Annotated in this window: 11 protein-coding genes; all 11 read right to left on the reverse strand. The window is 35.5% G+C overall.

Annotated features, from left to right (window positions below; genetic code table 11):
* Positions 1–324 precede the first annotated feature (324 nt).
* The 11 genes from ACMV0E_RS07825 to ACMV0E_RS07875 all read right to left on the reverse strand — a co-directional run bounded on the left by ACMV0E_RS07825 (position 325) and on the right by ACMV0E_RS07875 (position 12,924).
* Positions 325–648 (reverse strand): hypothetical protein, encoded by a 324-nt coding sequence (locus tag ACMV0E_RS07825; protein WP_416085826.1) that lies wholly within the window; start codon positions 646–648, stop codon positions 325–327.
* Between the two features lie 193 nt (positions 649–841).
* Positions 842–1,384 (reverse strand): hypothetical protein, encoded by a 543-nt coding sequence (locus tag ACMV0E_RS07830; RefSeq protein WP_416085827.1) that lies wholly within the window; start codon positions 1,382–1,384, stop codon positions 842–844.
* Between the two features lie 381 nt (positions 1,385–1,765).
* Complete coding sequence (locus ACMV0E_RS07835) at positions 1,766–2,056, reverse strand: hypothetical protein (RefSeq protein WP_416085828.1); 291 nt, start codon at positions 2,054–2,056, stop codon at positions 1,766–1,768.
* A gap of 447 nt (positions 2,057–2,503) precedes the next feature.
* A complete protein-coding gene (locus ACMV0E_RS07840; protein ID WP_416085829.1) occupies positions 2,504–3,835 on the reverse strand; it encodes a hypothetical protein in 1,332 nt (443 codons plus the stop codon).
* A gap of 5 nt (positions 3,836–3,840) precedes the next feature.
* On the reverse strand, positions 3,841–4,860 hold the full coding sequence (locus ACMV0E_RS07845) for a hypothetical protein (RefSeq protein ID WP_416085830.1): 1,020 nt from the start codon (positions 4,858–4,860) through the stop codon (positions 3,841–3,843).
* 532 nt (positions 4,861–5,392) lie between these two features.
* Positions 5,393–6,343, reverse strand: a complete 951-nt coding sequence (locus tag ACMV0E_RS07850) for a hypothetical protein (protein WP_416085831.1) — start codon at positions 6,341–6,343, stop codon at positions 5,393–5,395.
* 11 nt (positions 6,344–6,354) lie between these two features.
* Positions 6,355–7,371 carry a DUF6345 domain-containing protein gene (locus ACMV0E_RS07855; RefSeq protein WP_416085832.1) on the reverse strand — a complete coding sequence of 339 codons (1,017 nt, stop codon included), beginning with the start codon at positions 7,369–7,371 and terminating at the stop codon, positions 6,355–6,357.
* A gap of 290 nt (positions 7,372–7,661) precedes the next feature.
* Positions 7,662–8,960 (reverse strand): outer membrane protein assembly factor BamB family protein, encoded by a 1,299-nt coding sequence (locus ACMV0E_RS07860; RefSeq protein ID WP_416085833.1) that lies wholly within the window; start codon positions 8,958–8,960, stop codon positions 7,662–7,664.
* The gene (locus tag ACMV0E_RS07865; RefSeq protein WP_416085834.1) at positions 8,929–10,077 is read right to left on the reverse strand and encodes a hypothetical protein; all 1,149 of its coding nucleotides are present in this window, start codon (positions 10,075–10,077) and stop codon (positions 8,929–8,931) included. Before ACMV0E_RS07865 ends, ACMV0E_RS07860 begins: the two co-directional genes overlap by 32 nt.
* A gap of 553 nt (positions 10,078–10,630) precedes the next feature.
* A complete protein-coding gene (locus ACMV0E_RS07870) occupies positions 10,631–11,989 on the reverse strand; it encodes a hypothetical protein (protein WP_416085835.1) in 1,359 nt (452 codons plus the stop codon).
* Positions 11,986–12,924: a C39 family peptidase gene (locus tag ACMV0E_RS07875; RefSeq protein ID WP_416085836.1), complete on the reverse strand. Its 939-nt coding sequence runs from the start codon at positions 12,922–12,924 to the stop codon at positions 11,986–11,988. Before ACMV0E_RS07875 ends, ACMV0E_RS07870 begins: the two co-directional genes overlap by 4 nt.
* Between the last annotated feature and the right edge of the window lie 382 nt (positions 12,925–13,306).

Below are 13,306 nucleotides of genomic sequence, written 5' to 3' on the forward strand. Positions count from 1 at the left end.
CACCTTCCTTATACCCGGAGCCTTGCCCTTGTTCCAATGCATCACTTCCAATCTCAAGGGAGATTCCGCTCCTGCGGTTACTCAAGGATGTACCATCTTAAAAATATTTCTTTGAGTTCTCCTTCCTCCCAAATTAACCAATATCTGCTTTGCTATATTTATAATAGCTTCGCTTTCTTGTCCAGAGGTTGTACAAATTCTTCTAAAATTTCTCTCTCATATATTAAATACGGGAAAGTGCAAAAAGTTCAAGGAATTTTTGGCTTTTCATCGGTAAAAAATGAATAAAAACATTAACTTTCTATGAACAATAAAACTTTTTCCTTACGAGTGATTATTATCGTTTTTCTTGTCAGTTTTGTTTTTCTCTTCTGTGGATTCAAAAACTCCCTTTAGATTTTTAACTTTGGCATCAAAGTTATCTTCGTTTGCATTCTTGTTTAGCGACCTGTAGATTCTCTCAAGGTTGAGATTTATTTTGTACATCAGCAAAACTATTAAGATGAGGACAATTAGCGGAATAATAATTATAAGAAGCCCTACCAACGTCTTAATTAAGTTCGAAATGCTTCTCATTAGAAGATTTATATCTATTGGATATAGGTATGGTGTTGAAATCGGCATATTGGGCATAATTTTTACCTCCATTAAATTTTAGCTTATTTTCATCTTTTTGCAAAATCACAAAATTATGTTATTGAAAGCATGCTCTCATGTTCGTATTTAAAAAAATCTCTTATATTTTCACAAGCTCAAGAAGATTAACTTTGCTACGGTTCTTGGCGTGTCTATCGCAAATGAATGAACTTCACTCAGACATGCCAAGAAAGTGTTGCTGAAATTACGGATTCCCTACCTTATTTACAACAAAATTATAGATATCATCTTCGGAGGGGATCTTACCAGTTACATTCTGAATCTCTTCATAAATTGGGCCTTTATTAGCAGTATCTTTAAATTCATAATGGGATACAGAATTGCTGAAGAAAAATGTTTTGGCGTTAGGGTCATCGGTGCAAACAGGAGAAACTACGATCCAGTGCTTGTTTACTATTTGTAAATAGTAATAAAAGTTTCCTTTTCCTAAAACAAACGTTCCATAAGATAAGTCAGATGATAATTGAAAACTGTATCCTTGTAATGGAATTTTATGTCCATTGCTTGTTATGTTGTAACAAACACCAGTGAAGAACGATTGTAAATCAGGAAGAGGCTTTTTACGAGTTGGAATGAATGGTAGTTTATCTGACACAGTTTTAAATATTGGACCGTTCCCTTCAAATAAGAATCTGATTTCGTCTCCTGCTGTTGGTTTTATTGTTACATTGCACTGTATAGTTGAGATTTGATTGATTAAACTTTTACCATCAATTGTTTCGCTCATCTCAATTGGAGAAATCTTTATATCACTGATAATGCACTCTGCACTTTGAAGATATGAGAAATCCTTCCCTCCATATTGAAATCCTTCTATCTTAATAGAATTTATATTAATAATATTTCCATCCCCAGATTTTGCCGTTTTACTAAAAAAGGAGCAAGGGCAATTAATGCTACTATCACAACAACACTAATCAATTTTTTGTTTTTCATAATTTTTCTCCTTATTAGTTCGAGTATGGATATACTTCTTGATACAAAGTATAATTAGTTGAATTACTAGTAAGAATTGTAAAGTTAGTTGAGTAATAATCACCGAAAGATTCTACAGGAAATACATAGCCTCCTCCTGGAAGAGGCATTGCAGTAAGCAACATTCTGGTATCTAAGGTGGCATACGGAGGGATAGAAAGATTGAAATTTGTGTACTGAGTCCATGCACCATGTGCCCAAAAGTAAATGCTATATCCACCAATTGTATAATACTTAGAGTTATTAAAAGAGGTCCCTTCAACGTAATGTGTCGTCCAAAAATGTCCAGAGCTGTTATAAAGATCATACCACCATGTTGTAGTGGTGTTATTGTAATAGCCGGCGTTACATAATGGAAATGTCCATGAGATACTGGGCGTGTGACTGTAAGTACAGTAGTAAAAGTTTTTACTCTGGCTGACATCACTACATGCAGTTATTTTTGAATTAAATATTAATCTCTTTTCGTCTCTTTTTGTCAGCCTCTCACCTTTCCTTATCCCCGGAGCCTTGCCCTTGTTCCAATGCATCACCTCCAATCTCAAGGGAGATTCCGCTCCTGTGGAAATTTATTCCTCATATATATAGACTCTCAAACTCACAAAAAAGTTCCCATAAATTTCGAGGAATTTTTAAAAACTTTTCTAACTTATCAAATTTGAGAGTACCTTATGAGTCCGCAAACCTATAAATCGACGAGCATTTTTGTCATATTTTGGATCTATATTTTCTTACCTAAACTACACGAAAATGTCCAATCTGCAAAATGTTAGTAAGAGTTGGTTTTTACACCTTCTCCATTTTCAACAATACTTGATTAAAGATTGCAAAGGTGAGGAGCTTGCTTAATACATCCTGGCTATCTCCAATACTAGTTAGATAACTTTAGCAATTTACTTATATCTATAATCAATAGTCCAACACGTTTGTCTACGACCCAAAAATTTACAAGCGTGTTTTCATCGGCAAAACAATGGAGCCGAGTACTAGGCACCCCTTTCAAAGTAATAAGAGTATTAGTCTTCCTGTCTAACAGCCTGAACGGTTCTTCAAAAAAGATGAATCTACCGTCTGGAGATATATCTGTGCAGGTAGGGTAAATAGGGTAAGGATTATCTGCAGTTCCAACTGCTGAGACTTTAAGAACAGGTTTTTCTTTATTTATAGGTCTTATTATATTGTAAAATGCCGGTTTTCCCATGCTTTTAGCAAAAACTGTAGCATCTGATGAGAGTGCTTCAGGTAGCCAAACTTGGTAGATTATCCAGTTATCTTCTGTTAATCTTGGATTTTCACAGACTCCATTATCAGTAAATTTAGAGAGCTTCCCATTTTCAAGAGAGTAAAGATAAATGTCTTCTACAAGCCTTTCCTTCTCAAAATCCCTCTTAGCAAGACAATAAGCGAGGTAATGGTCATTGACACTGAATGTAGCAATTCCGCCATATTTTTCAGTTATATGAATGATCTTTTTAATATTTCCCGTATTTAGATCAACCTCATATATACTATCACTTATTGCAGGTATGCCCCCTTTCTCATCCACTTTATCCGCAGTTAAGTAAATCTTAAAGTAGAATTTGTTGCCTCGGAGGATACCTTGTGGTGATTCAATCCGTAGACCTGTATTGCTGGGAACCAATTCTCCTTTTGTAAAAAAATCATCATGTCCTCTTCTTCTCTCAATTAGTTTTTTAGTCTCATTTGTCTTTCTGTTTATGGCGTAAAATACAAAATTGGGGTTAAATTCATCATCATCGTTTTCTTGATACACAATCCAGTTTTCATTAATTCCATATGGAAATACATTATTAAAACCGTCTTCTTTATCATATTTGATAGTTCGAATAATTTTATGAGATTTAAGGTCAATAATAAACATATTAGTGTAATGGACAACTGCCTGTGGATATTCCTTTGATGCCATTTCAATTCCAGCATTAAGTAATGCTATATTACCATAACAAACAAGTTCGTTCACGCTGTTTAAATTAGATAGGTATTGTGAATAGTCTTGAAATTCAGTGAACTCTCTTTGATATGCACTTAAATCCTTGCTTACCTTGGTTGTAATAGGAGCAGTAGAAAAGCTCTCTTCAACGGGGGTATTACCTTGAGGCTTCTTTGTACATCCGCCATCAAACAAAGTTGTAAAAACAAAAAAGGCTAAAATTAGAAGTAATAAAGTCTTTTTATAGAGCATAGGCACTACCCGATTACTGGCCATCTTAAATTAGCGTTATAGATTGATGTTATCTCTTGAGGGTTTTGCAGGTAATTAGTAGGTATACTTGAGTAAGTTATTCCACCATAAAACTTCTCGCTTGCATAGGCATGGACATTATAATATGTTGTAGCAGAGTCCGTATATGCGATGGTTGCGTTTTTCCAGTCGCTTTCTGTTGGTGTACTGTCAGTCGGAGTCCAATATCCGCGGATAGCAATATAATGAACTCTATTTTTTGTTTTACCGTCAGATACATTATTTCTCCAATCATTTAAATATACCGTATCGCACTCTGAGACAAAAGCAGCATTATCATACCCAATATCCACATAGACAATCAACCAGAGGTTTTGAGGGTCGTATCCCCAGTGATTAACACTGTACCAATTTTCTTGAAGATACCAATTTAGCGTAGAAGCAATGTTATCCTCACTTGCACCATAATTTGAACCACAAACCACACCTTCCATGCTTGCTATTTCTGACTGTGATGGTATTGGTATAGAAGGAGAGCCTATACCCCAGCCCGAAAGCACAGATTCAGTAGCAGCAGGACCACACCAATTGGTACACTGTTGTGGAAACTGGGCACAATTAGAGACAACCCAGGAATCTGGACAACTGCCTGAAGAGGTTGTACTGAAAATAATTCCGTGTCTTTCTTTAAAATTTCTGACCATTTTAGTTTTCTCTTCCATTATTTTTTCCACTGGTAATTTTAACCATCCTCTAAGATCACCTTTTTGTTCAATAAAATAATCCCACGTTACTTCTCCATTCTGAGGGTGTTCTCCTTTTGGCGTTACATATACAGGTTTACTACCATCTTTGAAAGTTACAAGATGTGTTCTTATATCGTAGTTTGCTATGTTTGGGTTAACAGATTGGAGTATTTTAATTGCTTCTTCTGCTGTTAATTTCCCGTCATCTGCTAATGCTCTAAAAGATACTAAATTCAACACCACTGTTAAAATTACTAAAACAACAATTAATTTCTTCATTTTACCCTCCTTATTAAAGACTTTATTTTAATTCCCCTTTTCTTAAAATTTCTTTTAAAATTTATTTTACTTTCTTTTCGCTTTTCTTTTTCCCTTTCTCACCTTCCTTATCCCCGGAGCCTTGCCCTCGCTTCAAAGCATCACCTCCAATTCTGAGGGAGATTCCGCTCCTGCGGTTACTCAAGTAAAAATAGTTTTAAAATTTTTCCTTGAGTTCTCTCCTTTTTTTCAAACTTCCAATATCTCTTTTCACTATATTTTATCATCTCTCTCTCTCTCTTGTCAAGTGGTTTTAAAAAAATTCTTTTAAAATTTTTTCTCTCATGTAATAGATATGAGAACCCATGAAAAAGTTCGATGAACTTTTAAGGAATCCTAAAGCTTTATAAGCACCAATATAAGATTTTGGACAATCATAGCAAACATTTGCAAGTTTCTTTCCATTCTAAGTTAAATTTATAATTGTACTAATAGAATTGGAAAGCCCTAACTAAAAGTTAGGGCCATTTATTAAAAAAACAAGTGTGATAAACTAATGCTGTATAAATTGGCTGCTTACTGCAGGAACAAAGGCTTCAAACTTTCCCTTATCTCCATTTTTGTATAAGATTTCGCCAGAAAGTTTGTAAACAGGTTGGACAAATTCTCCTCCTGACTCAAGCGTTGTGCCAATATCTCCATAATATTCCGTCTCAATTTTATCAATAATTATTTTTTCTGCATCGGCATTTTCAAGTTCGACTTTCCATGCAGTTACTTCGTTATTTTTAAGTTGTTTGACTACTTCGTCAGTAGACTTTAAAGTATAATTTCCAATAGGAGTAAGGGTATATAAAGTCGAAACTAAACCTTCAACTTTGCCCTTGTCTCCAATTATAAGTCCAAATTTTGGGCCGATAATCTCTTTATTCACGATAGCTGGATAGAAAGTAATGGTTTTATCAATGATAATTTCTTCATTAAATGAAGGGTGATAGGTTATGTTGCTAATTGAGGTTCTATACTGATAAAGTTCTGGTAAGAGCTTGTATTTGTCTACAAATGATTTCGCTAAGGCAAGACATTCTTCATCTCCTGGGACCTCTTTGCCTGGAGTGTAATCGTACAAATTCTGCGTGCTAAATTCAAAGAAACCCGTTTTCTTGTAAATAGTTAAAGTATTGCCTGACTGTTTTCTTATTACGGTATTCTCATCTTCGCTTGAAATTGCGTTTATGTCTATGCTAGACATTGCACAGAGTTTCTTTTCATCAACTTCGATAGGCTCAACTTTATACACGAGCATCTCATCTGGAGGGTTTGATACATCTGCACCCAATTGTACACCAAAATCATGTGGAATGAAACCACCATAAGAAGGCAATTTAAGTGAAGGAAGTAATTCAGGGTTTTCACTATATTTATTTTTAGTGCATCCAGAAAATGATAAACTTGCCATAACGATCAAAACAGTTATAATAAAAATTTCAATATTGTTTTTCATTGCTGCCTCCTTTAGTTAATCTGCTCATCCCAGTACGAATATTCCTCTGGGTGTTGCAAGAAAGGGTCTGGGCTCGAACTAAAATTATCCCACTTATCGTCTTTAGAAATGTTTGCTCCCATTACTCTTGCGATTGTATTTGATAAGTGTCCGTTCTGATACTCATAAGCCGCAGTAAAAAATGAATATTTAAAAGAATTGTCCTGTGCAATGAGCTGGCCGTATTTAGTACCTTCATTCGAATCTAACCACATTTCACTCGCAAATCCCATAACAAGATGTACCCCATTAAAAATATGCTTTAGATTATTGTAATAGGTTTGATTACCAAAATTTGTCAGGAAATTACAACAATACATTGTAGCCCATTTTATACGATAGCCGCTTCCTCCGTGGGAACCCCATGAAATTTCGCTCCAATCTGCATTTACAGCATTGGCATAATGTGAAGGATGATAAGGTGGGTTGCTGCTATTTTGAGTAAAAAAATGTGCTGCTGCATTTCCGTTACCCAAAAAATTGGCACTGACTCCATGTCCAGCAAAAGCAAAAAAATCAACAGAATTTGCATTAATACCGGTTAAGTCATTTTCCCATGCATATTTATCAGCATGTGAAAATGAACTGATAAAGATGCCTGAACCAAGTGCACTCTTTAATTTGTTTACATATTCAACTCCATAACGGTCTCCAAAATTGCAACCTCCTATCGACTGATACCCGTCTACGCCGTCAAACCCGCTATAAAGTATTAAGCCACCAGAAGCACTTGCTTTATAAATATTGAAAAACGATAGTCCGCATATTGATAGAGAAAGTATAAATACAACTGCAATTAATAAATTGTATTTTTTCATTTCAATGCCTCCTTGTACAATATATTTTTTGTTTTCTTTTCCAAATTCAACACTCGCTATCTTTTCTAATAAAATCTTTCTTCGCCTTTCCTCCTTATACCCGGAGCCTTGCCCTCGCTTCAAAGCATCACTTCCAATCTCAAGGGAGATTCCGCTCCTGCGGTTACTCAAGTAAAAATAGTTTTAAAATATTTCCTTGAGTTCTCTCCTTTTTTCAAACTTCCAATATCTCTTTTTACTATATTTTATCAAACTCTTCCGTCAAGAGGTTTTAAAAAATTTTCCAAAAATTCTTATAATTTTTTTTCTTCTCATATATTAGACCTACAAACTCACAAAAAAGTTCCACAATTTTGAAAGAATTTTTGAAGAACTTTTCCTCTTATACATAGCTTTCCAAATTTCAAGAGTTTCACCATAACCCGTCTGTTTATTATAAGGAACAAGGCGATGAAGAATCTTTATTTCAGTTTTCCGACATAGAATCCGTCCTGAACATAAATCGACTCATTTGCAAAAGTAGGAGGGTACCTCAAAAACTCTTCTGAGGTGGGATATTCCCAGAGAATCTTTTTATTTGTTATATCAAGAGCGACAAGTTTTGCACCTTTATTGTAAATAGATAGATATGCTACATCACGAGAAAGAGCCATATTATCTGTAGTGGAGTATGAACCGGTAGGAGGATACAAAGATATTTCTCCCAGGTCTTTTTTCCATATGAGCTTTCCTATTTCTGCATTGATTGCATAGAAAAAATGCGGCTTATCATATATACCTGCAACAAAATAAACTGTGCCGTTATTAATGCAAGGATTACTAAATTCTCCCATACTTCCTTTGGGTATAATGTTTATGCTCCACACCTCTTTTCCGTTTCCTGCGCTGTATGCAGAAAAACTATGACCATCGCTCGTATAAAAGTATCCATTTGATATTGGCGTAACAAACATTTGATTGTTTGCATGAGGCACTTTCCATAATATATTTCCACTTTCTATATCTACCGACAGCACTGAATTTTGCGTTGTAGCGAGCAGTATATCGTTATAAAACGATAGGTCAAGTGACAGAGCATCATTTATATATTTACTCCATCTGTATTTACCTGTTTTGATATTTAACGCATAAAGATACATACCTGCAAGTTGAGGGCTACCTATAAATGACTTCTTCCACCGCTCGGCCGCAAAATAAAGTATGTCATCTTTCAGTACGAGCTCCCCGCTTCTCTTACCTATTATTCCTCTGTCAAAAATAAAGTTGTAAGATATTTCCCCTGTATCTGCTTCTATGCCAAAAATATGGTTTCCAGAACCAAAGAATAAAACCCCATCTGCTATGAATGAAATTTTATGTGCCACTCCGTCAATCTGTTTTTTCCAATTCTCCTTTCCTGTATTTGCATTTAAGGAGTACAAAAAGCCACTCGTGTCACAGAAATACACATTTCCTTTGTGATAAACAGGGGAAGAATCAACGAATCTTACCATTGGTATCTCTTCGGTATGCCAGTACTGCCAGGCAAGTTCAGGCTTTTTCTTCAGGGGCAAAACGTCAAAGTAACCTGTTCTCTCGTAATTCCCCCTCCATATAAATTGAGGAGTAAGGTTTATCCCTTGCGGAAGGCTTGTTATTACACTGCCTCGAGGGACACATCCTCCAGAAAACAAAAAAACCAAAAGGATGCTTAAAGCAGCTATTAGTATTTTCTTATTTTTGCTCATATCAATAACTGGGAAATACATAATCAAACCCATCTATAAATATGGGAATATACTGGCCGGGATGGTCGGGATCAGGCAAGGATGAAGCGTTCCAGTTTATAGCAACTGTTCCGTCTCCCCAGCCGTCTCTTACATATATATACTCATCATATCCAGAATAATAGCCTATACAGGTTATCCAGTGCCACCAAGTCCAGCTTCCCTGTTTTCGGACAAGTATACCAAAAGGACGGTCATATGAGATTTCATTCACAGCATCGGAGAAATGTGGAGAAGAGTCTCCGGATGCAGAAAAATGATAGATACCAAGATAATCCCTATGCACTGTATTTGCATGGTATACTATACCAGACCTAAAGTTTGAGGCAGGTGTACCATATATGCAGCTAGTATTCATATCATACCAAAGACATGTAATAAGACCATTACCATTCGATTCATCCCAATCATGCTGTACATAGTAATAGCCATGTTTATGCCAGTACCCAAGAATATTTGCTCCGGCAACAGGCCCGCAACTATTAAATAAATTAGTCGTGCTAGTAGAATAATCAGGCACATCAGAAAGAATTTTGTAGCTTCCAAAGCTTCCACTTACCTTTTGTTTCATAAGAGGCAGCTTGTTATAAGCTAAGATTGGAAAGTCAGGGATATCCTTAAGAGTAATAATTTTCCTTTCGTTCCAGAAAAAATAAATTTCTTTGGCTGTACGGCTTTTATCATACACATTTAAATGTACATAATAAAGTAAAGGAAAAACATAAATAAACTCTGGCTTTCCGAAAACAATGTTTTTTTCTAAAGAAGTTTTGTTAAGAATCTCCTCTTTAATATCCGATAGATGAGGAGGCACTGACTCTGCAAATTCTAAAACAGTTGGGTTTTTAACATTGTTATTTACCACTATTCTTCCAACAATTTCCTCGCCTCTTTTTACTCCATAGACTATTACCCTGTCTTTTCCATCTTTATCCTTATATACCATAGGAGAAATTAATTCTGCACCTCTAAGGCTTGTAATTGCTTCCTGGTGAGATTTAAGGAACAGTTCTGCACTTTCTGAAAAAGGATTAGTAGCACTTTTTACACTACCTATAACGGAAACTCCAACTAATGCTAAAACTAATAAAATTGCTAGAACTTTCCTCATTTTAACCTCCTCGTTAAAATTTTATTTAATTTTTACAACTTTCAAAACTACTTTTCTCAAATCTTTATTCAATCTCTTTATTGCTTTTCGTCTATTTTTATCTCCTCACCTCCATTATTTGCGGAACCTTGCCATCGCTTTTTTGGTTTAAAGTACCCCCTCAATACCACCAAATAATAATTTTGCCTTAGGGGGTAAGTTAGAAAGGGGGATGCCCCCTTTCTAATATTGGAGATTCCTCGTGGCTTTGCCACTTCGGAATGACAAATGAAAAAGAAAAGCCATTCTTTTTGTTTTTAGGGGAAAGTTGGAAGGGGATGTGCCCTCTTCCAATTATTGTCATTTCGAACGAAGTGAGAAATCTCCTCCTTTTGGGAAAGTTCGAAGGGAAGCCTTTTACCCCCTCTATTGAGGTATTTTGCTCCTCTAAAAATTTTACTTCTCACATATAACGTTTAAAAGTAAAAGAAGCCCGTGCATTGTGAGGTAATGCCCAAACTCTTGCCTTAGTCTTCTTATACTAAAATCTAATTATTGTAAACGAGTGAAAGTATTAAGGTTTGTTTTCTTCACCGTGCAATACTTCAAGCAGCTTATCAACATATGTGACATTTATCCACTCGACAGGCCCACGATACATATCTTTAGGAATGCCTATGCTATTTTCAGAGACTATAATATTTTCTGAAGTAAACGTATCACATCCGCCTCTATACTCAATTAACATATTAGTATTCCTATCAAAAAGCTTTGGTGGTCCCTCAAACGTGATGAATCTCCCACTTGGAGAAACACCTCTACACGTCGGGCTCCAATCATCCCAGGCAATATACAATGGAGGCTTATTTCTATTAATCGGCTCCATTACAATGTGAAACATATAGCCCTGTGAAACTTCATGTTGAGTGAGAAGCAGTTCATTTGGATTCCACCTTTGATAAATAATCCAGTTATCAGGAGTAAGCCTTGGGCTCTCAGAAATAAAATCGTCTGTGAACTGTGTAATCTTACCATTTTTAAATGAATAAATAAAAACATTGGAATAAGAAGTGCCTTTTTCATAATCTCTGCCTGTAATGGAAAAGGCAAGGTAATCATTGTTTATGTCAAAGTCAGATATTCCTTCGTAAGGATTCTTCCAATGGATTAGTCTTTTTTCAACAAGTGTTTTCAAGTTAAGTTCATAAATACTGCTACTTATGGTCCGATATACACCCTGCATATTCGCTTTGGGAAATACTGCCTTGTCTTCATAGATTGTAATTTCATAGTAAAGATTGTCACCTTTGAGATCAAAGTACCTCAATGGAATCCTCCACTTGGTTCCTGTAGAGATATTTTCACCTTCAACGAATTTTTCATCGTGTCCTCTTTTTCTTTCAAGGACAACCTTTTCTTCCTGGGTATTTCTGTTTATGGCATAAATCCTGAAGTTTGTATCAGACTCGTCTTCATCTATTTCTCCCCATACAATCCAGTCTTTATCGATGAGCGATGGATATATATCAACAAAACCCTCTTCTGGCTTAATTACTCTCAATAACTCGTCTTTATCTATATCATAAACCAAAAGACATCCTCCAGGAATAACGCCTTCTTCATGAATTTTGCCTGGAAGAGTGTTCTCGTACGGATATGCGATAACTGTGATAATATTTTTATAACCTGATAGGTAGTTTAACATTCCATATCCATATTTTTCCTTGAGTGAAATTACCTTTGTATATTTATCTTTCTGATCCGCGAGGTTTTTTGTTGTCTTAATAATAATAGGTTGAAATTTATTAGGAGGTTGTTTCTGTATATTTGGAGTGTTGTTTTGCTCTTGCTGAACTGGTCTTTTACAGCCCTCAAGGGGTGAAAATAAGAGAAAAACTATAATTATAAGTAGCAATATCTTAATATTTTTCATAATAATGCTCCATCTCCATTTTTATCAATGAACTCTTCAGAAACATAAGGATGGATGTCGGCATAGCCTACAGCCATGGAATTTGCTAAAGGATCTACATAAGCAACTTGTGCTTTCTGCCAATCGCTTCCAACCGGTATGCTATCAGTAGGCGTCCAATAACCCCTTGGTGCAGTATAATGAACTCTCGTTGGATTTTTATGATTTCTCCAATCATAGAGATAATCAGTGTATCCTTCTCCTACAAAAGCCCTTCCAGAGGAACCGATGTCTGTTAAAAAAATGTTCCAAAATTCTTGCTGATTGTAGAAATGGGTAACTCCATAAAAAGTCGTTCCCGTATAGTAATTTAATGCGCTCGCAATTGCATTTTCACTCGCTCCGTAATTTGCACCACAGGGAACACCTTCTTTCGTTGCGATTTCACTTTGTGTCTTATTTATTCCCCAGCCCGAAAGCACAGATTCAGTAGCAGCAGGACCACACCAATTACTGCATTCCTGAGGATATTGAGTAATTGAAACATACTTTGAATCTGGAAGAGAGGTTGTTTGAGTTAGATTTCCAGAACCTGAATCGATAATTCCATTCCTTTCTTCGAATTCTTTAACTATCCTCGCCTTCTCTTTTATCATTTCCTCAAAGGGAAGCTTTAACCATCCTCTAAGATCACCTTTTTGTTCAATAAAATAATCCCACGTTACTTCTCCATTCTGAGGGTGTTCTCCTTTTGGCGTTACATATACAGGTTTACTACCATCTTTGAAAGTTACAAGATGTGTTCTTATATCGTAGTTTGCTATGTTTGGGTTAACAGATTGGAGTATTTTAATTGCTTCTTCTGCTGTTAATTTCCCGTCATCTGCTAATGCTCTAAAAGATACTAAATTCAACACCACTGTTAAAATTACTAAAACAACAATTAATTTCTTCATTTTACCCTCCTTATTAAAGACTTTATTTTAATTTCCATTTTCTTAAAATTTCTTTTTAAAATTTGTTTTACTTTCTTTTCGCTTTTCTTTTTCCCTTTCTCACCTTCCTTATACCCGGAGCCTTGCCCTCGTTTTAAAGCATCACTCCAATTCCGAGGGAGATTCCGCTCCTCTTATTACCCCAAGGAGATATTTTAAAACTATTTTTCCTTGAGTTCTCTCCTTTTTTCAAACTTCCAATATCTCTTTTTACTATATTTTATCAAACTCTTCCGCCAAGTGGTTTAAAAAAATTTTCCAAAAATTCTTATAAATTTTTTCCTCCTTCATATATTAGACTGTCAAACTCACAAAAAAGTTCCATAAATTTCGAGGAATTTTT

The sequence above is a fragment of the Caldisericum insulae genome (assembly GCF_047785965.1).
Taxonomy (GTDB): domain Bacteria; phylum Caldisericota; class Caldisericia; order Caldisericales; family Caldisericaceae; genus Caldisericum; species Caldisericum exile_A.